Source organism: Vreelandella venusta, from assembly GCF_007989605.1.
GTDB lineage: Bacteria > Pseudomonadota > Gammaproteobacteria > Pseudomonadales > Halomonadaceae > Vreelandella > Vreelandella venusta.
Window position 1 is genome coordinate 15,726 of sequence record NZ_BJUL01000002.1, and the last position, 23,403, is coordinate 39,128.

Below are 23,403 nucleotides of genomic sequence, written 5' to 3' on the forward strand. Positions count from 1 at the left end.
GTTATGAACGATACTGCGGATCGCAGTACATTCGGCGATAAAATTGCGCTTCGCCGTGAGCTTAGACGCAGACGCCGCACCCTCTCCTTGAATCAGCAAAAACAAGCCGCTGCCGCACTTTGCCAGCGCCTTAAAAGGCTGCCTGAAATTCGTCGCGCGAAACGCATTAGCCTTTACTTACCGGTTAACGGCGAGATAGACCCGACACCATTGATACCTTGGCTTCGCCAGCGAAAAGTAAGTATTTACTTACCGGTATTGCGCCCGTTTTCGACTAATCGCCTTTGGTTTGTTGCCTATCGCGAGTCCACCCCCATGGTTAAAAACCGTTTTGGCATCGCAGAGCCCTGCTCACGGTTTGCCGCCGATAGGCGCAATCGCCTGCCGGCTTGGGCGCTAGATACGCTTATTGTTCCGCTGGTAGGATTTGATAAGCAAGCCAACCGCATGGGCATGGGAGGTGGTTTCTACGATCGCAGCCTCGCTTTTATGCGCCACCAAGGGCCAGCGCCGACACTCATAGGCGTGGCTCACGCCTGCCAGCAGGTGGATGCTCTGCCCATCGAACCTTGGGATATTCCGTTGAACGTGATCGCTAGTGACACAAAGGTTATTCGACCAACGAAAACGGGCTGATCATCAAGATCAGCCCGTTTTAAATATCAACCTCGACTAGTTTGGCGCAGCATTTACGCTGAAAGCGCTGTGATCAACTTAGTAAGTTAACTCCCCGATAGCGCTTGCGCGTATCCAGTCGCGAGTACCCCAAGTAAAAACACCACTGTTAGCGCCATCACCATATCAGGCTTTTTACGCCGCATGCCTCGTCTCCAACGTCTTTCTCGGTTGCCAAATGTCCGTAATGCGTCATCTACACAATGTTTCTTAATAGATGACACACCGCATTAATTTCGCCCACGACTATAGGGCTATGGAGGAGAGCTGACAACCGCTTTCAGTGCTATTTTTAACGCACATTTAAACGCTTTCAAAAACTCACTGTTCTTAACAGCTCTACTTCCGTGGGTTAGTAAGCACTTACAATTCTTTACGCCATGAAGAGCTTATAAGCAGGGTTATCACTCTCCAACCAATAGCGGTAACCAATCGCATCTAAGTACTCTGCAACATGGGTTTGATCACTGCTTGGCACTTGCATACCGACCAATACACGACCGTAGGCAGCACCATGATTTCGGTAGTGGAACAGTGAAATATTCCAATCATGGGGTAGCTGAGTTAAAAAGTTCATTAATGCACCAGGGCGCTCAGGAAATTCAAAGCGGTAGAGCTCTTCTTCAAAGCGCTCGCTGGGCCGACCACCACTCAGGTGGCGAATATGCAGCTTCGCCAGCTCATTGTCGGTCAAATCTTCAACCTGATAGCCAGCTTCACGCAGCTTATCAATCACCGCCTGACGGTCTTCACCACCCGGTTTAACTTGTATCCCTACAAAGATATGAGCCTCGCTATTATCTGCATAGCGATAGCTGAATTCAGTGACCATACGCTTACCCAGCGTGCGGCAAAACTTTTTAAAACTACCTGGGTTTTCCGCAATGGTCACCGCCAAGATCGCTTCACGCTGCTCCCCTAGCTCGGTGCGTTCCGCAATATGTTGCAAGCGATCAAAATTGGTATTGGCGCCAGAGTTAATACATAGCAACGTCTCGCCTTCAGCTCCTGTTTGCTGCACATACTTCTTCAGGCCAGCTAGCGAAAGCGCCCCAGACGTTTCTGCCACGGCACGGGTATCATCAAAGATATCCTTCACCGCAGCGCACATCTCATCGGTATTCACCGTGATAACGTCGTCGATTAAGTCACGCACTAAAGAAAAGGGCACCTCACCGATTTGCGCGACGGCGACACCTTCCGCGAACACACCAACTTGATCCAGTACGACCCGCTCCCCGGCTTCTAGCGCGGCTTTTAAACAGGCACTATCTTCGGCTTCTACGCCAATGATTTTGATATCTGGGCGCAGGTATTTCACATACGCCGCAACGCCTGCAATTAAGCCGCCGCCACCGACAGGAACAAAAATAGCATCTAGACGGCCGCTGTGCTGACGCAGAATTTCAACCCCAATAGTGCCCTGGCCAGCGACCACATCGATATCATCAAACGGCGGAATATAGGTATAGCCATGCTCTTTAATCAATTCTTGAGCATGCTCAGCAGCAGCAGCAAATGCATCACCTTTCAAAATAACCTTAGCACCGCGGGCGCGTACTGCCTGAACCTTAATATCGGGCGTAATACGTGGCATCACAATAACCGCTTTCACGCCCATCAGTTTGGCTGCCATGGCCAACCCCTGGGCATGATTCCCCGCCGACGCAGCAATCACGCCCTTGGCCTTCTGCTCTTCAGTTAGCTGGGCCATTTTGTTGTAAGCACCACGAATCTTGAAAGAAAACACTGGCTGAAGATCTTCGCGCTTAATCAAAATTTGGTTATTGAAACGACGCGACAAAAAGGGAGCGGGTGAAATGGGGGTCTCACAAGCGGCTTCATAAACGCGGGCTTGGAGGATCTTTTTGACGGTTGCTTCGAGCATGCGGGAATCCCAAAAAAATAACGTGACCCTAACGGGAGAGAGCAAAGCCTTTATTGGTAGCAGATTACGCCTAGCGTCGTCTAGCGGCGTTTCCATCGGCAGTGGGCGCTAAGGCCGTTATACTAGGGAACACTGCCTAACCCTGACGCAGGAAAATATGATGACCCAAGATGAATTGAAAGCGGCCGTAGCGGATGCTGCGGTTAAAGAAATTGAGCCTCATCTCGAAAAAGAGACCGTGCTAGGTATTGGCACAGGCTCAACAGCGAACCTGTTTATTGATCGTTTGGGCCCGCTTAGAGACCGTTTTAAAGGTGCCGTTGCCAGTTCAGAAGCCAGTGCTAAGCGCCTACAGGCGCTAGGTATTGAGGTATTCGAGCTGAACAATGTTGGCGACGTTCCCTTTTATATCGACGGTGCAGACGAAGTAAACGCTAACTTACAAATGATTAAAGGCGGTGGCGCAGCGCTAACCCGGGAAAAAATCGTTGCCGCCTGCGCCAAGCAATTTATTTGCATTGCCGACGGTTCGAAATACGTTAGCCAACTGGGCAACTTCCCGCTACCGGTAGAAGTGATTCCGATGGCACGCTCTTACGTCGCTCGGGAGTTGGTCAAACTGGGGGCAGACCCCGTCTATCGACAAGGCGTGGTCACCGATAATGGCAATCAAATTATCGACTGCTTTGACTTTATGATCGACGACCCAGCCTCCATGGAAGCGCGTATAAATGCCATTGTCGGCGTCGTTACCAACGGTTTATTCGCCCAGCGCGGCGCTGATGTACTGCTATTAGGCAAAGCAGACGGCGTGGAACGAACCGCATTACGTTAACCACTGGCTAAGCCCATCGAGCGTGCGCTTCAATGCGCCTCGATGGGCTTCAACGACCTCTCGCCCAGCCTGCCCAACTTGCAGAGCAAATGATGGCGTTGTCAGCCACTCGGCCAGCGCATCGGCCAAGGCACTAGGTGTTTCCACCACGCTTAACGCCCCTGCCGCTAACAGCGGCTCAGCCACATCGCTAAAGTTCTCAAGCGAAGGGCCGCAGAGCACTGGTTTGCCCAGCGCCGCAGGCTCCACTACGTTATGACCGCCCAACGGTACCAAACTACCGCCAACATAGGCCACATGCCCTGCTGCATACAGCGTTGCCAGCTCACCTAGCGTATCCCCCAGGTAAACCTGCGTTTGTGGCGTCACGGCCTGCTGCTGGCTGCGACGGCTGAGTACCCAGCCGCCTTGGGAACACAGCTGGGCCACTTCGTCAAAACGCTGCGGATGTCGCGGCACTAATACCAATAACGCCGTTGGAAAGCGCTTCAATAGCTGGCGGTGGGCCTCCAACAGCAGTGCTTCTTCCCCGTCGCGGGTGGAACCTGCCACCCACACTGGGCGCGCGCCCCAGACTTGAAGTAAGTACTTACCCTCTTCCAAAGCCTTTTCCTGAGAAGGCACCTCAAATTTTAACGATCCAACGACCTGAATTGCTTCTGCGCGGCAACCCAGTGCCTGAAAGCGCTCGGCATCTTGGGCAGATTTAGCAGCCAGCCATGTGACATTAGCTAGTGCACTCGCCATTAACGAACGCAAGCGCTGATAGCGTGCAAAGGCTCGAGGCGATAACCGCCCATTGACGACCGCGACAGGTACTGCTTGTTGGTGACAAGCGTGCAACAGGTTGGGCCACAGTTCCGTTTCAAACAGAATGGCAAGAGCTGGCTGCACGTTGGTAATAAAGCGCTTGGCCGCTCCCGGAAAATCCAGAGGAAGAAAGCAGTGAGCAAGCCTTACTTGATCCGGCTCGATTTGCTCACCGATTAGCGCCTGAGCCTGGTCAGCCCCCGTCGCGGTCATTGTGGTCAGCAACAGGCTGTGCTGAGGATAACGCGCCAGCAATCCCTCTATTAGCGGACGGGCAGCACGCACTTCCCCCACCGAGGCGCAGTGCAGCCAAATGCGCGGCCCAGGGGGAAGCGTCCCCAAGCGCATGCCCAGCCGCTGCAAGCGCGAGTAAGTAAGTACTTGCTCACGCCAGATGCGCCAGCCAATCAGCGGTGACAACATATAGAGCACCGCTGAATAAACAAGCCGAGGCCAAATCGGCGACGCCATTAGCCCTCGCGATCCAGGATGGAACTAATCATTGCGGTGGTCGATACGCCATCTTCAAAGCCAAGTACTTTTACCTCGCCACCGTTGGCGATAACGGCCTCCCCTCCTGCAATATCTTCAGGGCGGTAATCGCCACCTTTCACCAAAATATCCGGCAAAACGGCTTCAATTAGCGCTTGGGGAGTATCGTCACTAAATGGCACAACCCAATCGACAGCGCCTAACCCAGCCAGTACTTGCATGCGGCGGTTAAGCGGATTGATTGGCCGTTTCGGACCTTTCAAACGACCAATAGAGGCATCATCATTCACCGCAACAATGAGGCGATCCCCCAGGCGTTTGGCTTGTTCCAAGTAAGCCACGTGTCCTGCATGAAGAATATCAAAGCAGCCATTGGTCATTACCACGCGCTCGCCACGCAGCTGGGCAGCACGCACGGCGTCGACCAGCGGGGCTTGGTCAATCACCCCAAACTCAGCCAGCTTGTCGCCGTGTAGCGCGGTGTAGAGCTCGGCTATCGAGAGCGTCGCCGTGCCTGGTTTAGCCACCACTAAGCCCGCCCCCAAGTTGGCCAACATCATCGCTTCTGGCAATGCATGGCCTGATGCCAGCGCGAGCCCCATCAGGCCAATCACGGTGTCGCCTGCGCCAGTCACGTCGAACACTTCCTGGGCTCGGGTGGGTAAATGGAGCGGTGCGTGGCCTTCGCGAATAAGCGTCATACCTTTTTCGCTACGAGTGATCAGCAGCGCTTCTAACTCAAGCTCAGCGCGCAACGCTTCTCCGCGCTGGGCAAGAACATCGTCGTTGGCACAGTGACCAACCACCGCTTCAAACTCGGTTAAGTTAGGCGTAATCAAACTCGCCCCACGATACTTACTAAAATCTTGGCCTTTCGGATCGACCAGCACTCGCTTGCCGAAAGCGCGCGCCATCTGAATCAGCATCTCGACCTGGTTAAGCGTTCCTTTACCGTAGTCGGAAAGAATCACCACATCGCAATCAGGCAGCGCTTTTTCGACCTGCTCCAGCAGAGCGGTGGTATCGACTCCATCAAGACGCTGCTCAAAATCCAATCGCAGTAGCTGTTGATTACGACTCATCACACGCAGCTTGGTAATCGTTGGTACCTCTGGGCTTTGCTGAAAGTAAGTACTCACATTCGACGAAGCCAAACGCGACGTCAGCAGCTCGGCATTCTCATCCTCTCCTACGACACCTGCCAGGGCAATATGGCCCCCCAGAGAGGCCACATTGAGTGCCACGTTCGCTGCGCCACCGGGACGATCATCAGCCTCTTCGACACGCACCACCGGCACCGGTGCTTCGGGTGAAATGCGCGACGTGCCACCATGCCAATAGCGGTCGAGCATCACATCCCCCACCACCAATACGCGGGCATGTTCCAGGGCGGTTAAATCAACTCTCATCCGAAGGTCCTGTTGTTGGCTGCACTGCGGTATACGCCAGCAGCGTGTCTAACTTAGCAATCACGTCGTCAGCTTTGATCAAATCCATGGCATCCGCGTGGCGTACTCGCTGTCCCCAGCTAACTTCGTCGACGGATTTATTCAAATACGTGCGAACCGCTTCGGGATAAGCATTGACCGCAAAGTCCCGCCAACAATAGGGCGCGGCACGCTGGGGGTTGGTGGTCGCATAGAGGCCAAGCGTGGGCGTACCCATAGCATTCCCCATATGCGCCGGCCCCGTGTCGGGGGCAATGACCGCACGAGCATTGTCAATCAACGCCAGTACGCCTTTGAGCGACGTACCGCCGATAGCATTAATAACGCTATCCGGTTGGCATAGCGCCTCAATTTGATCGCCGATTTCTCGCTCTAATGAACTCCCCCCACCGGTCAACACGCTCTTCAGACCATGGTGTACCCAAGCATGTTCAATCACGCTGGCATAGCCTTCCACCGACCAATTGCGGAAATTGCGCAGCCGTGCGTTGCTGCAAGGATTAATGACCAGATATGGCGTATCGCCACTAACCCCTCGGGCTTCTTCATAGGCCAGCGGTGGTACGGCCAGATTCCATTCCAATCGATCGTCTTCTACGCCGAGCAAGCGAGCAAAGTCCATAAACGACTCCAACACATGGGCGTTTGGATGCGGCGCAAGCTGATGCTGTGTAAACCAGTGCTGAGCGTCTTTGGCACGCGACTTATCATAGCCCACTCGTACATTGGCCTTGAAGCCAAGCGAAAGCACGCTGGCGCGTATCGCTTGCTGCATGTGCAGCAGTACATCAAAGCGAGTGTCGGAAAGTTCTTTCCACAGGGCGCGCATGCCCGCAAGACCGGTGGACTTGTCATAGACAACAAACTCGACCCCAGAAAGCCCCGCCAGTAAACTGTGCTCCCCCTTGCCGATTATCCAGGTAATGCGAGCGTGCGGCCATTGGCGCTGTAACGCACGCACCGTGGGCACAAGATTGCACACATCTCCCAACGCGGAGAGGCGCAAAATGGCAATATGGTTAGGTTGAGCAGGCAGAGAGGGCTTCATGCGCTTAGCGGCACTCCGGCAAAGAAATTGGCTGATTTTACATGATGTAGACAGTTTAAGTGACGCTGCCACGTCACACCAACTGTCGCAACAACGATCGCAACATGGATCTCAACATCAATCACAACAACAGTCTCAAGGGCAGTCACACCCACTTCATCCTGAGCTTTTTTATCAGGCATATTGGCGTGAGCGTAATTTAATCGTCGGGGAAGCACCAGGAAGAGGTAGCAGTTTCTTCTTAAAGGCCAGTGATTCAGAGCAGTGGGTATTGCGCCCTTATCGCCGCGGCGGATTGATCGCCAAGCTAAGCGAGAAACGCTACCTGTGGCTAGGTGAAGAGCGCACCCGCGCGTTTCACGAGCTGCGCTTAAACGCTGAGCTGTATGACCTGGGACTGCCAGTGCCGCGCCCCGTTGCCTGCTGTGTTATGCGTTACGGCCCTACGTATGAAGCAGCGCTTATCACCGTTAGGATTCCAGGCGCTCAGGCGCTGGCTAGCTTATTAGCGGCAGGGGAAGCAGATGAGGCGTTACTTCAGCGCGTTGGCGCAATGATCAAACGCTTCCATCAAGCAGGCCTTGATCATGTTGATCTAAATGCGCGCAATATTTTGGTCGACCCCCATGGCGAGCCCTGGCTGATTGATCTGGACCGCTGCCGTCTACGACTACCAGGCAAGTGGCAGGAACACAATGTAAACCGCCTAGCAAGGTCGCTAAAAAAATTCCATTGCCATTATGCGCTGCCCGCCATATTAAAAGGTTATAGCCGTTAACCTTTATTTTTCAGCGCTAGCATCACACGCGAGGATTTTCGATACACACTCTATTAGTTCGTTCGGAGTAATTGATGAAAGGTCTGTTTGTGATGAAACATAACTACTATTATCTCTCTCAAGAAACCACTCGGGTAAATATTCTTTAAAAACAACAACTTGATTAACACCCGCTATATGAGCAACGTGCGAGGGGCCACAATCGTTACTGATAAATATTTTGCAACTATTTATCAATCTAAAAAGAGTAGTTACATCAGGACTATGCATAACAGAAAATCCTTCTTTCTCAAGGATGCTCTTTTCCTCTTCTTCTTTAGGCCCTGTGAGGAAAACAATTTTTTCTGATCTTAACTCAGAAATTTTTCTTGCTAGCTGAATATAATTAGCAAGTGACCATTTTTTTTCTTCTCCCCCAGCACCGGGAGCAAGTACAATTTTATTGTTTAACACTTCATCAGATTCAATCTGTTTTTTCAAACAGGGAGTAATATCTAATGTTGATGATACTCCTAGAAGGGACAAGAAAAGGTCTGCTCTGTAGGTAGTTACATCAAGAGGTAGCGAGTGTGTATAAAACGCTCCAAATTTTTTAAATCCTATTCTATGAGGAATTCGCAGCTTCAACATTTGAAGTGAGGTCCCTATACTAGAGGGACGCAAGTTAAAACCAATATCGAAATTATATTTCCTACTTAAGCTGGTGGTGCTAAAGCCGTCAATCACTTCAAGCTCGTTTAAAAAACCTGCTTCAACTAGGAAGTCTGCCCCTGAATTTTTAGAGATACCCACCAATTTAGCATTTGGATACCTTTCCTTAACAGCGACTAAAAAAGGAATATGAACTACATATGCACCAAAAAAAGGCCTATTATGTAAAAATATAGCGATGCATTTAACTTTCGAAAAGTCGTTCATTTAAAAACAATTCCTTTATAGACATCGAGATAACTTTCAGCCATTCTTTCTTTACTATAAATCTCTAAAAGAAGGCGTGCATCCTCAACAGCAGACTCTCTCATCGGTTTGTTTTTTGCTAGTTTAATTATCCAGTCCTCGACTTCCTCACTACTTCCTGGAGTTACTAAAAAACCTGTCTCACCATGCTTAATTAAATCAGGAATGCCGCCAACATTACTAGCAACAATAGGCACGTTTGCATCCATAACATCTAGAAGGACTGACCCTAGCCCCTCATTGCGAGATGGAAAAACAAACAGATCCAGCGCTGGAATAAAATCACCAATATTAGGCTTAAAGCCAGCCCATACGACATTTTTTAAGTGACTGCTTTCCAAGCGAAGCTCATCCTCATCTTCACCTCGGCCAAAAAAAACGCACAGCACTTCAGGATAGCTATGCTGTAATCGCGCTGCGGCCTCAAGCAATATCCGCTGACCTTTGTGACGATCAACTAGCGCACCAATATGGCCGACAATAAAGCGACCTGGATAGCTAGCACGAAAACCAGCAGCGACTTGGGCGTCCGCGGTAAATCCCGTCATCGCACTAGGAATCGTCAATACTTCACTCTTACTCCAGTGTGATAGCTGTTGTCGAATAATCGATGAAATAGCGACACAGCGATCTGCATCACGATAGAACAGTCGATTCACCCATTTATCTTTAATGGGTGTATCCACTCGGCGAGTCACCACATAGGGTGTACCGTATATACGCTTATGCAACCAAGCCCAGTGCACCGCTTTAGCTTCATGAGCATGCACTATTGATGCGCGGCCAGCTTGCCTATGCCCAGCAATCTGCTGGTTAGCATCCACGAACCTTAAGTTCTCAATGCATTGAAGCTCATTACGCAATGGAGAATCTTGTCTGCATACCAGCGTTTGCTGGCCTACATGCCGTTGCAAGGCTTGAATTAGCAGCGCTGTCTGGCGTTCTCCACCGCGAAAACCTTTGGCAAGGTTAACGTGAATAATATGCAAATTGCCCTCATACAAATCGTTGCCATCACCCTGGTATAGTACTGTATCTACCAATCACCAGAGCAGGGTGTGAATAAATGTCTATGGATGTGAGCGTCGTTATCATTACTCGCAATGCGGCCGCGACACTTAGCCGAACACTAGACGCCTTGACGTGCTATGACGATGTCGTGGTATATGACAACGGCTCCACAGACGACACATGTAGCATTGTACAAGCCTACTCCAATACAACATTACACCATGGTGAATTTTTAGGCTTTGGCCCTACCAAGCGTGCTGCCGTATCGTTAGCAAAATATGACTGGATCTTCTCAATAGATGCTGACGAAGCGCCAACAAAAGAGCTTAACGCTGCGATTAATGACTGGGTAGCCACTGCAACACCTCAGCAAGCTGGCAAAATATTGCGCGAAAACTGGATGCTGGGTAAACCCGTTCGCCACTCTGGCTGGGGAAATGACTGGTTAATTCGACTGTTTAACCGTAACACAGGTAACTTTAATGATGCCGCTGTTCATGAGTCAGTGAGCTTAGCAAAAAATACAGAAGTTTCTCGGCTTAATGGAAAAATTGAACACCTTGCCGTTAACGACCTCGCTCAGTTCCTTGATAAGATAAATCGCTATTCAGACCTTCGCGCATCATCCAAAAAACTCAAGCACTATCCTTTTGCGCTGATATTTCTCAAAGCACTTTACGCATTTATACGCACTTATTTTTTCCGCCTCGGCATACTGGATGGCTGGCGTGGGCTGACTATATCTGTGGCTAATGCAAATGGCGTTTTTTGGAAATATGCCAAAAATAATGCTAATAACCGCCTATAATACGCTGTAAATTTTCTATTACGACGTGTTGATATCACTAAAGATATCTCTACTACCGGGCAGTCTCTCACCTGATCTTGTGATCAATATGCGTCCGTATTTCTTTACTCTATCAACACTCGTTTCGGGAGACGCATGCCAGCACTAAGGTCACTCAAACTTACTCCATGGCTGCCACTGCTCGTGATCGGCATCTGTCTTGGCTATGCCCTCACCGTGCTTACTCGGCTACCTTGGTGGACACTATTTTTCACAGCCGCCGTGTGGCTAGGTTGTGGTATCAAGTTGCGCTGGGGAGCACCGCAAAACGCCCGCTACCGCCCGATGTGGCCTTGGTCGCTGGCACCGCTCAGCTTACTAGGCATTTATGTCTACTTAGCCGATAGCTTTGGCAACGTTGATTTAGGTGCGGTGTTTTTCCACCTTCAGGCGGGCATGGCCGAACATGGCGGTGCTGAAAAAATGATCACTGCCGTTATTTACACAGTGAGCGTCATCGCAGTGCTGGCATCCGTTACCTGGATCACTCGGCATGATCAGCGATGGCGGCTCACTGATCGCTTCGTTGCCCTCCTCTTATTGGCCGCAAATCCAATGCTTTACGGCTTAGGGCAGCGCAGCGCAGCCATCGTAACGGATGATGGTGCTTGGCTAGATCGCCGTTACGTGCCGCCGCCTACGGTCACTCAAGCTAATGCTAATGCGCCAAACCTGCTGGTCATGTACCTGGAAAGCATTGAGCGTACGTATAGCAATGAACTATTTGGTGATGCTTATGCTGACTTAACCGCGTTAGGCGAACGCGGGCTGGTCTTTGAAGGTATTCAACAAATGGAAAACACCGGCTGGACCATGGCGGGCATGATTGCTAGCCAGTGTGGCGTGCCGCTGATGCCTGCGGGACTTTTGCACGACAGCCAGTTCGAGCCGCTTTCCAAAGTAGTTCCCGGCGTCGATTGCCTGGGTGATGTGCTAGCGGCTCAAGGCTATCGACTTAGCTATTTGGGTGGAGCGAGTGCTCAATTTGCTGGTAAAGGGCTTTTCTATCGCGGCCATCAGTTTGATACGGTAAAGGGCAAGGAAGAGCTGTCAGCGGAACTCGAGGACCCAGAGTACCTAAATAGCTGGGGTCTATACGATGATACGCTTTACGATTTTACTGTGGATGAGATTCGTCGCTTAAGTGAGCAAGATGACGGCCCATGGGCAGTGGTGAATCTCAGCATTGCTGGTCACGCCCCTAATGGCTTTCCCTCCCAGACATGTATAGATCGTCAGGGCGAATTCGATGGTCAAGATATCTTATATTCGGTGAAATGTTCAGCAAGCCAGGCACGTGACCTTATTGAGCGTCTTGAACAAGAAGGCCTGCTCGAAAATACATTGGTTGTCGTGCTCAGCGACCACCTTACGATGCGAGTATCCGTTTGGGATCAGCTGACAACACTAGATCGAGACAATACGCTGATCATGCTGGGCGCAGACATCACGCCGTTGACGGTGCGTCGGGGAGCGACAATGTTAGACGTATTCCCGACTATTTTGGATGCTATGGATCTCCCCCTGAGCGGTAACCGTGCAGGGCTTGGAGCATCTCTACTTAGCAGTCAACCAACGCTGGTTGAAACGCATGGGCTTGAGGTGCTTAACGAGCGGCTCCGGGAAGAGACCGCATTACAGCACCGTCTTTGGGAAGGACTAACCCCTCAACGGCGCGCCCCCCAAACAAGCGCCGACCAACAGGTCATAGAAACGCCTGCTGATCAGGCTGATGAAGTCGAGATTATGCGCTAACGTTAGCGCCGTTAGCACGTTGACTATCGGCTCTCATCGCTCGATACACTTGCTCTACATCTAAATCATTCAGACAGTTGGTATGCCCCAGCGGGCAGGTACGCTTAAAGCAAGGTGAGCAGGAAAGCGCCAAATAGTGAATGGCAGCATTGTCGGTTAAGGGTGGGGTATATCTAGGCGATGAAGAGCCGTATAAAGCGTGAATACGCACGCCTACCGCGGCGGCAACGTGCATTAAGCCCGAATCGTTGGTAACCACCTGACGGCAGTCTGCCAACAGGTCTACCGCATCCGCCAATTGGGTTTTGCCGCATAAGTTATGCGCGTGGGGCAACCCTTTCACAATGCTTTCTCCAGCGGCATGATCTTTCGGCCCGCCAAGCACACGCACCTCAAACCCATCCTTAACCAGTTGCACTGCTAACGCATGGAAATAGTCTAACGGCCACTGTTTAGCGGGCCCGTACTCCGCTCCGGGCATCATACCGATAGCGGGACGTGACGATAGCGCGTGAGCAAGGCGTAAATTGACCAAATTATTTCGATCAATTGTTAAACGTGGTGTAGGGATCTCAAACTCGCCTTGGATAGCTTCTTCCAGTGGAAGGCCCAGCGAAACAAATCGCTTAACCGTTTGATCCAATACCTGCTTATCCAGCTTGCGGCGCTCTTTCAATAAGCCGTAACGGTGCTCACCTAAAAAGCCGATACGCTCGGGAATACGCGCCATAAAGGGAACTAGCGCCGCTTTCCAAGAGCGTGGCAGAACAATGGCACGATCAAAGCGTCCTCGTAAGCGGACAGCCAGCTCACGACGGCTGGCAAGACCAAATTCACCATGCCCCACTGCCAATGGAAGCACCTCGTCTACCTCAGGCATACGCTCTAGAATAGGTTGTGACCATTCAGGAGCGACCACCCCAAGGGTTGCCCCTGGGTGACGGTTTTTCAAGGTCATAAACAGGCTTTGCGCCATCACCATATCGCCGACCCACGAAGGGCCGACCACCAATATGCGCTTGGCAGAGTTAGCCATTTAGCCACTCCAAGTAGGCTTTCACACCCTGGGCAACGGTTTTGAACTCAACATCGCAACCAGAAGCACGCAGATTGCTGATATCTGCACGAGTGTAACTCTGATAGCGTCCTTTTAGTTCTTCAGGAAAAGGTATGTAGTCAATTTCACCCTGCCCATAAAAGCCAATGACAGCCTCACCAATAGCTTTGAATGGCTCTGCCCGACCGGTGCCCAGATTAAAAATACCGGACGCATGAGGATTATCTAAGAACCACAGATTGACATCGACCACATCGCCAACGAAAACGAAGTCGCGACTCTGCATGCCCGCCTCATAACCGCCGTACGCCCCAAACAGCTTTAACGTTTCACCATTGCGAATTTGTAAATGGTTATGGTAGGCCACACTCGCCATCTTGCCCTTATGTTGTTCACGGGGGCCATAAACATTGAAGTAGCGAAAGCCAACTACTTGTGTCGTCAACTCATCCCAGCGAGAGCGCACGTGCTGATCAAACAGCAGTTTAGAGTAGCCATAGACGTTGAGCGGCTTTTCGTGCTCAGGCGCCTCTTTAAACACCTCACTACCGCCATAAGTAGCTGCTGATGATGCGTATAAAAATGGAATGCCTAACGCTTCACAGTAGTTAAGCAGCACTTTTGAGTACTCGAAGTTATTCTCCATCATGTAGTGCCCATCCCACTCCGTCGTATCGGAGCACGCACCCTCATGGAAAATAGCATCAATGGTCGGCAAATCGACTGACTCACCTCGCAATGCAGCTTTAATTCGCGCTAGAAAATCATCTTTATCCAGATAATCTGCCAGCGTGCAGTCAGCTAAATTGACGAACTTAGTGCCGTCACGTAGGTCATCAACCACCATCACATCATCGCGGCCACGAGCGTTCAGCGCTTTGACAATATTGGCGCCGATAAAACCGGCCCCGCCTGTTACAACGATCATCTCGTTCTCCTTACCAAAAGCGGCTCTGTTGGCTAACGTGCCTATAACCTATCTCTCTGTGATTGTATACTTGACGGCCTATGAATTCATGGCCAACGGTGCTTTCCGCGATGAGTGTCTCGACAAACCAATCGACACCCGATGTGTCGACCTTTCAAGGCTTGATCCTTGCTCTGCAACAATACTGGGCAGAACAGGGCTGTGTCATTCTCCAACCTCTCGATATGGAAGTCGGCGCGGGCACCTTCCACCCTGCCACCTTCCTACGAGCAATTGGTCCAGAAACCTGGAACGCGGCCTATGTGCAGCCTTCCCGTCGTCCGACAGACGGCCGCTACGGTGAAAACCCCAACCGCCTACAGCACTATTACCAGTTTCAGGTGGTTATGAAACCATCGCCCAGCAATCTGCAGGATCTCTATTTAGGCTCATTAAAGCGCCTGGGGCTCGATCCTCTCGTCCATGACGTGCGCTTCGTGGAAGATAACTGGGAATCCCCTACCCTGGGTGCCTGGGGCCTTGGTTGGGAAGTATGGCTCAACGGCATGGAAGTCACGCAGTTTACTTATTTCCAGCAGGCAGGCGGCATTGAATGTTACCCCGTTACTGGCGAGCTCACCTACGGGCTTGAGCGTCTCGCCATGTACCTGCAAAACGTCGATAGCGTATATGACCTGGTATGGGCCATCGCCCCCGACGGCAGCAAGGTCAGCTATGGAGATGTTTATCTTCAGAATGAGCGTGAACAGTCGGCGTATAATTTTGAGCATGCTGATGTTGAGCAGCTATTTGCCGCCTTTGACCACCAGGAAAAAGAGTGCAGCAAGCTCCTGGTAGCCAATCTGCCGCTGCCTGCCTACGAGCAAGTTCTGAAAGCGTCCCATACGTTTAATCTGTTAGATGCTCGTCATGCGATTTCCGTGACCGAACGTCAACGTTTCATTCTGCGCGTTCGCACCATGGCACGAAATGTTGCTACCGCCTATTTTGAGTCTCGCAAAGCAGAAGGATTCCCAATGGCGCCCGAAGCCCTACGCCGCGAACTGTTACAAGAACCACTCGCTGACCAGGGAGACGCATAATGGCTGTTGATACACTTCTATTAGAACTAGGTGCCGAAGAGCTTCCTCCCGCTGCGCTAGATACTCTTTCCGATGCATTTGCTGCCGGCATCGAAAAAGGCCTGCAAGAAGCCGAGTTCTCTTTCCAAAGCATCGCCGCTTACGCAACGCCTCGCCGTTTAGCAGTACAGGTTACCGGGCTTGCAGACAAGCAGCCTGACCGTGAGGTTGAGCGTCGTGGTCCTGCTCTAGCCGCTGCATTCAAAGACGGTGTGCCCACCAAAGCAGCCGAAGGTTTCGCGCGCTCTTGCGGCGTCAGCGTTGATGAGCTGATTCATTTAGAAACCGATAAAGGTACTTGGCTTGGTTTCCGCGAACAGCAGCAAGGCGAGACTGTACAAGCGCTGCTGCCAGAGATGATTGGCAAAACGCTACAGTCACTACCAGTGCCTAAAAATATGCGCTGGGGATCGTCACGCGTTGAGTTTTCCCGACCTGTTCACTGGCTGGTTGCCCTGTATGGTAGCGACGTCATTGCCGCAGAAGCGCTTGGCCTTCAGGCTAGCCGTACGACCTTTGGCCACCGCTTCCATGCGCCAGATGCCATACAGCTTCAACATGCCGATGACTACCTAGCCGTACTGGAAAATGCCTACGTCCTAGCCGATCGCCAGCGGCGCCGCGAACGCATCCGTGAACAGGTATTAGCGGAAGCTGAGGTTCAAGAAGCCAGTGCTGTCATCGACGAAGAGCTGTTAGTAGAAGTCAGCGGGTTGGTCGAGTGGCCAGTCGCATTAACCGGCAGCTTCGATGAACGCTTTTTGGAAGTGCCCGCCGAGTGCTTGATCTCGTCCATGAAGGCTAACCAAAAGTACTTTCACCTATTGGATGACCAAGGCAAGCTGAAACCGCTGTTCATTACTATTTCGAACATCGACAGCACTGATCCGCAACAGGTGATTTCCGGCAATGAAAAGGTCATTCGCCCACGCCTGGCCGACGCGGCCTTCTTCTACGAAACTGACCGGAAACGTACTCTTGCCTCACGTATTCCTCAGTTGGAAAGCGTGGTATTCCAACAACAGTTAGGTACGTTGGCTGACAAGGCGCGTCGCAGCACCGCCGTAGCGACCTATATTGCCGAGCACATTAATGCAGATGTGAGCCATGCCCAGCGCGCAGTGGCACTTGCCAAGTGTGATCTGGTCACCGAGATGGTACTCGAATTCCCAGAGCTTCAGGGCATCATGGGCCGCTATTATGCCGACCAGGATGGTGAGCCAGCTGACGTTGCCCAGGCATTAGAAGAGCAGTACCTGCCCCGCTTTGCCAATGACGACATTCCACAAAGCCTTGTAGGCCAAGCGCTCGCATTGGCTGACCGTCTAGATACCCTGGTGGGTATCTTTGGCATTGGCCAACGCCCAACCGGCGCAAAGGATCCGTTTGCTCTGCGCCGTGCTTCTATTGGTGTGTTAAACATTCTGGTTAAAGGTCAGCTTAATTTAGACCTTCGTGAGTTGCTCAGCGTAGCCGCTGAACAGCACCAAGGCCTGCCCAAGGCAGAAGGCTTGGTAGAAGACGTCTTGACCTACATGCTAGACCGCTTCCGCGCCTGGGGCCAAGAAGAAGGCATTAGTGCTGAAATGTACTTGGCAGTACGCGCTCGTCCAGTAACTAAACCGCTGGATTTTGCTCGCCGCTTACGTGCCGTGAAAGCCTTTGCTCAACGGGAAGAAGCCGCTGCTTTGGCTGCCGCGAACAAGCGGGTTTCTAATATCCTCAGCAAGCAAGAACACAATGGTAGTACCCAGGTTGATCAGAGTCTGCTTCAGGAGGACGCGGAGAAGACGTTGTTCAATGCAGTAGCGGCCAGTCAGCAACAAGTGGCTCCGCTATTTTCAGCTGGCGACTACCAGCAGGCACTAGACGCGCTGGCAACGCTACGTGAACCTGTCGATGCCTTTTTCGATCAGGTAATGGTCATGGCCGATGACAATGCTGTTCGCCATAACCGCTTAGCACTGCTTGCCAGCCTGCAAGCACTATTCCTCGAGGTGGCGGATATTTCTCAGCTACCGCAATAAGTACCGGCACCGCTATCGGTTCGCCCAGGTAATAACACAGCCCGGCTCTCGTAAGCCGGGCTTTTTTCGCCCACCCTATTTGTCTAGCCTCTCCCGATCAGACTAAACTCGGTGTTACGCCGACTATGTGTTTCACGTGAAACACTGGCCATGACTATGTACTCATTACTCGATAAGAATACAGAGATGTGCGAATAAGGAACTTTATGATCTCGGCCAACCAACTGGTGATACTAGATCGTGATGGGGTCATTAATCACGATTCCGATGCTTATATTAAATCACTAGAAGAATGGATCCCCTACCCTTCCGCAATCGATGCCATTGTTCAACTCAACAAGGCGGGGTATAGCGTGGCAATAGCGACCAATCAGTCGGGTATTGCACGGGGCTATTACGATGAGGAAACACTCCATTCAATGCATGAGCGCTTAACGGAACTGGTTGAGGCGAAAGGTGGACGTATTGCCCACATCGCTTACTGCCCTCACGGCCCCGATGATCAATGCGCTTGCCGAAAACCCTTACCAGGATTGCTTTTGCAAATTCAGCAGCAATTAGCAATGGAGAGCCTCGCTGGCAGCTGGATGGTCGGCGACAGCCTACGAGATCTTGAAGCGGGTGAATCAGTAGGATGTCACTCAGTACTGGTTCGAACAGGCAAAGGAGAGCAAACGCTAGCTAATCATACTAATCTTGAAAGCACGCTTATTTTTCCAGATCTAGCAGCATTTACGGATTGGCTATGCCAACAGCAGTAATAGGGTTTCTTCCTTCCGCTCTTTCCGCTCTTTCCTCCCTATCTATCTAGCCACGTAAAAAAACGCCGCGCCCATTTAATTCAGGCGCGGCGTTATATTTTTCATCTAACTGAGTTCATTAGTGCCTAGTTCGGTGCGTAGTGCCCGCACTGTTTCACGTGAAACACACTGATAAACACATCACACATCGAGATTAGCAACGAGCGCATTCGTCTCGATAAAATCACGGCGAGGCTCAACTTCATCCCCCATTAAGGTGTTGAACATCATATCAGCTGCAACCGCATCCTCAATGGTTACTCGCAGCATACGACGGCTATCAGGGTCCATGGTGGTTTCCCACAGCTGATCAGGGTTCATTTCCCCCAGGCCTTTATAACGCTGGAAAGAGAGCCCGCGCTGCCCCTCTTGCATCAACCAAGCCAGCACTTCCGAGAAGTGCGTTACCGGCTTCTGACGCTCGCCACGAGCAATATAAGCACCTTCTTCAAGTAACCCGTTTAACGTCTCACCAAGGCCCGTAATGGCTCGATAATCCGTGCTCTCAAAGAAGTCCAGCCCCCACACATACTCCGTTGTAACTCCGTGGGCAATCAAAGACACCGCTGGCAAGTGCAAACCGCGCTCGCTATCTTCATGCAGATAGAACTGGTAACGCGGTCCGCCTTCATAGGCCACCATGTCATCCATTGCTTTCTGTAACTCAGCAATCCAATTTTCCATGGTGACACGGTCTTTGAGACTGACTTCACCCTGAAGCGCCGTTGCATACACAGCCTGCTTAAGCACGGCAATGGGATAGACACGTGCAAGGCGGTCAATTCGCTTCATCACATTTCGGTACTGAGTAACCAGCGCCTCTAGTTGCGAACCGGTGATGCCAGGTGCATCAGCATTAACATGTAGCCCTGCCCCATCCAATGCGGTGGTGGTCAGGTAGTCGGTCATTGCTTGCTCATCTTTCAGGTAGAGCTCTTGCTTACCCCGCTTAATTTTATAAAGTGGGGGTTGAGCAATAAAGATGTGACCACGCTCAATCAACTCCGGCATCTGACGGAAAAAGAACGTTAGCAATAACGTGCGGATATGCGAACCGTCAACGTCAGCATCCGTCATAATAATGACCGAATGGTAACGTAGCTTATCTGGGTTAAACTCTTCGCGACCGATACCACAGCCTAGCGCTGTAATCAGCGTGCCGACTTCTGCTGATGACAGCATCTTATCGAAGCGCGCTTTTTCAACGTTTAGTATCTTACCTTTCAGCGGCAAAATTGCCTGAGTACGACGGTCACGCCCCTGTTTAGCACTGCCACCAGCCGAGTCACCCTCCACCAGATAAAGTTCTGATTGGCTGGGGTCTTTCTCTTGGCAGTCGGCAAGTTTTCCAGGTAGTCCGGCAATATCGAGCGCGCCCTTACGGCGAGTCATATCCCGTGCTTTACGAGCGGCTTCTCGCGCCCGTGCAGCATCTAGCATCTTGTTAACGATCGATTTAGCCTCGTTAGGCTTCTCGATCAGATAGTCAGCAAATAGCCGCCCCATTTCTTGCTCAACCGCCGTTTTAACTTCGCTGGAAACCAGCTTATCTTTAGTTTGTGACGAGAACTTAGGGTCGGGGACTTTAACAGAGATGATAGCGGTCAAGCCTTCGCGAGCATCGTCGCCCGAGGTATTGACCTTCGATTTTTTCAGTAACCCCTGAGCTTCGATGTAGTGGTTAAGCGTGCGCGTAAGCGCGGCACGAAAGCCCGCCAAGTGGGTTCCACCATCTCGCTGAGGAATATTATTGGTGTAGCAGAAAATATTTTCCGTGAAGGCCTCGCTCCACTGCATCGCCACTTCTACTTCAACACCATCTTCTCGCACAGCATTAAAGTGAAAAACAGGATTCAGAACTGTTTTATTTTTATTCAGATGGTCAACAAATGCTTTCAAACCACCTTCATAATGAAACAGCTCCTCTTTGCCGCTACGCTCATCCATTAAACGGATAGCAACGCCTGAGTTCAAAAATGAAAGTTCACGCAGGCGTTTAGCGAGAATATCGTAGTGAAACTCGATATTCGCAAACGTATTCGGTGACGGACGAAAATGTACACGAGTGCCACTTTTTTCCGTTTTACCGACAATACCTAATGGCGCTTGAGGTACACCGTGTTGGTAGACTTGCTCAAATACTTCCCCTTGACGCCAGATGGTTAGCCGCAGCTCTTCTGAAAGCGCGTTAACAACCGACACCCCTACACCGTGTAGGCCGCCAGATACTTTATATGAGTTATCATCGAATTTTCCGCCAGCGTGCAGCACCGTCATGATAACTTCTGCTGCTGAGACGCCTTCGCCTTCATGTAACTCAGTGGGAATACCACGGCCATTATCACTCACCGTTACTGATTCATCCGGGTGGATAACCACACGAATTTCACTACAGTGACCTGCCAGAGCTTCATCGATGGAGTTATCCACCAGCTCGAAAACCATGTGGTGCAACCCGGTGCCGTCGTCGGTATCGCCGATATACATGCCTGGGCGCTTGCGTACTGCGTCTAGCCCTTTGAGCACCTTAATGCTTGATGAATCGTAAGCCTGCTCGCTCATTGACCACTCCGTCGTGAAGTCTGTCTCGTTCCGTGTCGTCTACCCGCCCGGCAGTAATTGGCTTAACCCTAAATTGGACTGTTTCACGTGAAACATCCCAACATCTGTTGAGGGTTTCCATATACCACGAAGCGCGGAGGGTTCGACGCTTGTAATAAATGCCTGACACTGCATTTTTTCGAGCAAACTACAGAACCGACCTTGGTGCGTGCTATCTAGCTCCGCGGGTAAATCGTCGATTAAGTAAATGCAGTGTCGTTGTGTGGTACTTTCCAGAAGCCGCCCCTGGGCAAGCTTTAATGCACTAACCACCAGCTTTTGCTGGCCTCTGGAAAGGACTTCAACAGCAGGCTGCTTGTTTAACCTGATTCGCAAGTCTGCTCGCTGTGGCCCCTGTTGGGTAAAACCCATCTGCTGATCCGCTTGGCGGCTATCCTGCAAAACATCCGCGAGATCGCGCTGCTTATCCCAGCCTCTTGCATAACGAAGCGTTAAACCGGGTAGAGAGATCAGTTCTTTTAAGGTCTCGTCGAATACCGGTAAGAACTCGCTGAACCATGCCTGCCGGAGTGCGTCCATCTGCTCCCCCCAGGTAGCTAACTCATACTCCCATACCGCTATTTCGCTTGGGACTATTCTACCACGCCTAAGGAGTGCATTCCGATGTTTCACCGCGCGACGCGTTCGTCTCCATGCGTCGAGGAAGGAGTGTTTCACGTGAAACACTCCCCAATCCAAAAACTCTCTGCGGCCCGCAGGCGATCCTTCGAGAAGGCGAAAGGCATCTGGATTTATGAGTTGCAACGGCATAGCTTCGACCAGCTCGGCCAAGCGGACGCCTTTCTCTCCACGCAAACGTAGCTCTAGCTCGCGCTGAGCGCGCATCCTCCTCACACCAAGCGTAACCTCTGGATCTCCCGCTAAACGCCCGTAGAGCGTCATATAGGGCGCCTCAGACTGTATAGCATGTTTAAGCTGCCGAGTCCGAAAAGAGCGCCCCATTCCTAAAATATGAATACCTTCCAGCAGGCTAGTTTTACCACTGCCATTAACGCCGTATATCACATTAATACGGGAGGCAGGGCACATCTCAACTGGCGCTAAATTACGCAGTCCCTGAAGATTTAATCGAGACACACTCATTAACAACTGCCAGCGAATAAGAGCATAAAACCTGCCATCCTTTAAAACGCGAAAACGGCGCTTCTGCCATCAGAAGCGCCGCCCTCTTTAACCACTTATCGCAGTTATAGCCGCATCGGCATAACAACATAAAGCGCATCACCACCGCCTGGCTCCTCTAACAGCGCACTGCTATTGGGATCTGCCAGCGTCATCTGTACCCGTTCTTCATTCAGTACCGAAAGCACGTCTACCAAGTAACCTACGTTAAAGCCAACCTCCATAGCACCGCCATTATACTCAACGGCCACATTCTCTTCGGCTTCTTCCTGTTCAGGGTTATTGGCCATCACTTTAAGGTTGTTTTCCTCAAGGTACAGCCGCACACCACGATATTTCTCATTCGAGAGAATAGCAGTACGTGAAAGCACCTGGCGCAATTCAGCACGCTCAGCGATTAATACTTTATCGCCATTGCGCGGCACTACGCGCTCGTAGTCAGGAAATTTTCCGTCAATCAACTTAGAAGTAAACGTAAAGTCACCGGTATGAGCACGGACATGGGTCGAGCCCAGAGTAAGGCTTACCGGCTCATCACTATCGTCCAACAAGCGAGAAAGCTCTAGGATACCCTTACGCGGTACGATTAGCTTTTGCGCTTGGTCAACAACACAATCGATAGGCCGTGAGCACATAGCTAAGCGGTGCCCATCAGTGGCAACGGTGCGCAGCAAATTACTTTGAATTTCGATTAGCATGCCGTTCAGATAATAACGTACATCCTGCTGAGCCATTGCAAAAGACGTTGACTCAATCAGGTGCTTCAATGTCCCTCTGGGCACACTAAGTTCCTGACTACCATCAGCATCTTCAATATTTGGAAATTCTGCAACGGGCAGCGTTGACAGCGTAAAGCGCGAACGACCACTACGCAGTACGGCACGCCCCTCTTCTACCGCCAGCTGAATCTCAGACTGATCTGGCAACGATTTACAGATATCCATTAGCTTACGAGCAGGAACCGTGGCTGCGCCCTGTTGATCAACTTGGCTCGCCACAGTACGGCCTACTAGCTCTACTTCTAGATCGGTACCGGTTAATGCTACCTGATCCCCTTCTACCTGGATCAGTACATTAGAAAGTACTGGTAGCGTTTGGCGCCGTTCGACTACGCCCGCCACCAGAGTCAGCGGGCGAAGCAGCGCCTCTCGGGAAATAGTAAATTTCATCGGTACTCCGGTT

19 protein-coding genes are annotated in these 23,403 nt (G+C 51.3%); 8 read left to right on the forward strand and 11 right to left on the reverse strand.

Annotated elements, in window-relative coordinates; genetic code table 11:
- The first annotated feature begins 3 nt into the window (after positions 1-3).
- Entirely contained in the window at positions 4-636 is a 633-nt protein-coding gene (locus HVE01_RS02265) for a 5-formyltetrahydrofolate cyclo-ligase (protein WP_125744691.1), read from the forward strand.
- A gap of 412 nt (positions 637-1,048) precedes the next feature.
- Here HVE01_RS02265 and ilvA read toward each other — a convergent pair whose 3' ends face one another.
- A complete protein-coding gene (gene ilvA / locus HVE01_RS02270; RefSeq protein WP_125744689.1) occupies positions 1,049-2,563 on the reverse strand; it encodes a threonine ammonia-lyase, biosynthetic in 1,515 nt (504 codons plus the stop codon).
- A gap of 160 nt (positions 2,564-2,723) precedes the next feature.
- Between ilvA and rpiA the strand changes: the two genes are divergently transcribed.
- Complete coding sequence (gene rpiA, locus HVE01_RS02275) at positions 2,724-3,398, forward strand: ribose-5-phosphate isomerase RpiA (protein ID WP_146942177.1); 675 nt, start codon at positions 2,724-2,726, stop codon at positions 3,396-3,398.
- Here the strand turns inward: rpiA and waaA are convergent.
- The 3 genes from waaA to HVE01_RS02290 are packed head-to-tail and all read right to left on the reverse strand — an operon-like array spanning position 3,390 to position 7,196.
- A complete protein-coding gene (waaA, locus tag HVE01_RS02280; RefSeq protein WP_146942179.1) occupies positions 3,390-4,679 on the reverse strand; it encodes a lipid IV(A) 3-deoxy-D-manno-octulosonic acid transferase in 1,290 nt (429 codons plus the stop codon). The genes rpiA and waaA overlap by 9 nt on opposite strands.
- A complete protein-coding gene (gene hldE / locus HVE01_RS02285; protein ID WP_146942181.1) occupies positions 4,679-6,109 on the reverse strand; it encodes a bifunctional D-glycero-beta-D-manno-heptose-7-phosphate kinase/D-glycero-beta-D-manno-heptose 1-phosphate adenylyltransferase HldE in 1,431 nt (476 codons plus the stop codon). Before hldE ends, waaA begins: the two co-directional genes overlap by 1 nt.
- Positions 6,099-7,196 carry a glycosyltransferase family 9 protein gene (locus tag HVE01_RS02290; protein ID WP_146942183.1) on the reverse strand — a complete coding sequence of 366 codons (1,098 nt, stop codon included), beginning with the start codon at positions 7,194-7,196 and terminating at the stop codon, positions 6,099-6,101. Before HVE01_RS02290 ends, hldE begins: the two co-directional genes overlap by 11 nt.
- Here HVE01_RS02290 and HVE01_RS02295 point away from each other — a divergent pair.
- On the forward strand, positions 7,195-7,974 hold the full coding sequence (locus HVE01_RS02295) for a 3-deoxy-D-manno-octulosonic acid kinase (RefSeq protein ID WP_146942185.1): 780 nt from the start codon (positions 7,195-7,197) through the stop codon (positions 7,972-7,974). The two genes, HVE01_RS02290 and HVE01_RS02295, sit on opposite strands and share 2 nt — an antisense overlap.
- Before the next feature lie 3 nt (positions 7,975-7,977).
- Here the strand turns inward: HVE01_RS02295 and HVE01_RS02300 are convergent, their stop codons facing one another.
- Both HVE01_RS02300 and HVE01_RS02305 read right to left on the reverse strand, forming a co-directional pair.
- A complete protein-coding gene (locus tag HVE01_RS02300; protein WP_146942187.1) occupies positions 7,978-8,892 on the reverse strand; it encodes a glycosyltransferase family 9 protein in 915 nt (304 codons plus the stop codon).
- Positions 8,889-9,974, reverse strand: a complete 1,086-nt coding sequence (locus tag HVE01_RS02305) for a glycosyltransferase family 4 protein (protein ID WP_340162391.1) — start codon at positions 9,972-9,974, stop codon at positions 8,889-8,891. Before HVE01_RS02305 ends, HVE01_RS02300 begins: the two co-directional genes overlap by 4 nt.
- A 23-nt stretch (positions 9,975-9,997) precedes the next feature.
- Between HVE01_RS02305 and HVE01_RS02310 the strand changes: the two genes are divergently transcribed.
- The gene (locus HVE01_RS02310; RefSeq protein WP_146942191.1) at positions 9,998-10,750 is read left to right on the forward strand and encodes a glycosyltransferase family 2 protein; all 753 of its coding nucleotides are present in this window, start codon (positions 9,998-10,000) and stop codon (positions 10,748-10,750) included.
- A gap of 135 nt (positions 10,751-10,885) precedes the next feature.
- Positions 10,886-12,544 carry a sulfatase-like hydrolase/transferase gene (locus HVE01_RS02315; protein WP_146942193.1) on the forward strand — a complete coding sequence of 553 codons (1,659 nt, stop codon included), beginning with the start codon at positions 10,886-10,888 and terminating at the stop codon, positions 12,542-12,544.
- On the opposite strand, the gene waaF is transcribed toward HVE01_RS02315, so the two are convergent.
- The gene (gene waaF, locus HVE01_RS02320; protein WP_125744668.1) at positions 12,534-13,580 is read right to left on the reverse strand and encodes a lipopolysaccharide heptosyltransferase II; all 1,047 of its coding nucleotides are present in this window, start codon (positions 13,578-13,580) and stop codon (positions 12,534-12,536) included. The two genes, HVE01_RS02315 and waaF, sit on opposite strands and share 11 nt — an antisense overlap.
- Positions 13,573-14,529, reverse strand: a complete 957-nt coding sequence (gene rfaD, locus HVE01_RS02325; RefSeq protein WP_146942195.1) for an ADP-glyceromanno-heptose 6-epimerase — start codon at positions 14,527-14,529, stop codon at positions 13,573-13,575. The genes waaF and rfaD overlap by 8 nt, the downstream gene beginning before the upstream one ends.
- 110 nt (positions 14,530-14,639) lie before the next feature.
- On the opposite strand from rfaD, the gene glyQ reads away from it, so the two are divergent.
- From glyQ to gmhB, 3 genes are all read left to right on the forward strand, one after another.
- Positions 14,640-15,611, forward strand: a complete 972-nt coding sequence (glyQ, locus tag HVE01_RS02330) for a glycine--tRNA ligase subunit alpha (RefSeq protein ID WP_125744664.1) — start codon at positions 14,640-14,642, stop codon at positions 15,609-15,611.
- On the forward strand, positions 15,611-17,677 hold the full coding sequence (gene glyS, locus HVE01_RS02335; RefSeq protein WP_146942197.1) for a glycine--tRNA ligase subunit beta: 2,067 nt from the start codon (positions 15,611-15,613) through the stop codon (positions 17,675-17,677). The genes glyQ and glyS overlap by 1 nt, the downstream gene beginning before the upstream one ends.
- Positions 17,678-17,883: 206 nt before the next feature.
- Positions 17,884-18,438, forward strand: coding sequence for a D-glycero-beta-D-manno-heptose 1,7-bisphosphate 7-phosphatase (gmhB, locus tag HVE01_RS02340; RefSeq protein ID WP_146942199.1), 555 nt, complete (start codon positions 17,884-17,886; stop codon positions 18,436-18,438).
- A 180-nt stretch (positions 18,439-18,618) separates the two neighbouring features.
- Here gmhB and gyrB read toward each other — a convergent pair whose 3' ends face one another.
- From gyrB to dnaN, 3 genes are all read right to left on the reverse strand, one after another.
- Positions 18,619-21,039 (reverse strand): DNA topoisomerase (ATP-hydrolyzing) subunit B, encoded by a 2,421-nt coding sequence (gyrB, locus tag HVE01_RS02345; RefSeq protein ID WP_125744658.1) that lies wholly within the window; start codon positions 21,037-21,039, stop codon positions 18,619-18,621.
- Positions 21,040-21,078: 39 nt separating this feature from the next.
- Positions 21,079-22,182 carry a DNA replication/repair protein RecF gene (gene recF, locus HVE01_RS02350; protein ID WP_146942201.1) on the reverse strand — a complete coding sequence of 368 codons (1,104 nt, stop codon included), beginning with the start codon at positions 22,180-22,182 and terminating at the stop codon, positions 21,079-21,081.
- Positions 22,183-22,286: 104 nt separating this feature from the next.
- Positions 22,287-23,390 (reverse strand): DNA polymerase III subunit beta, encoded by a 1,104-nt coding sequence (gene dnaN, locus HVE01_RS02355; protein ID WP_125744654.1) that lies wholly within the window; start codon positions 23,388-23,390, stop codon positions 22,287-22,289.
- Positions 23,391-23,403 lie beyond the last annotated feature (13 nt).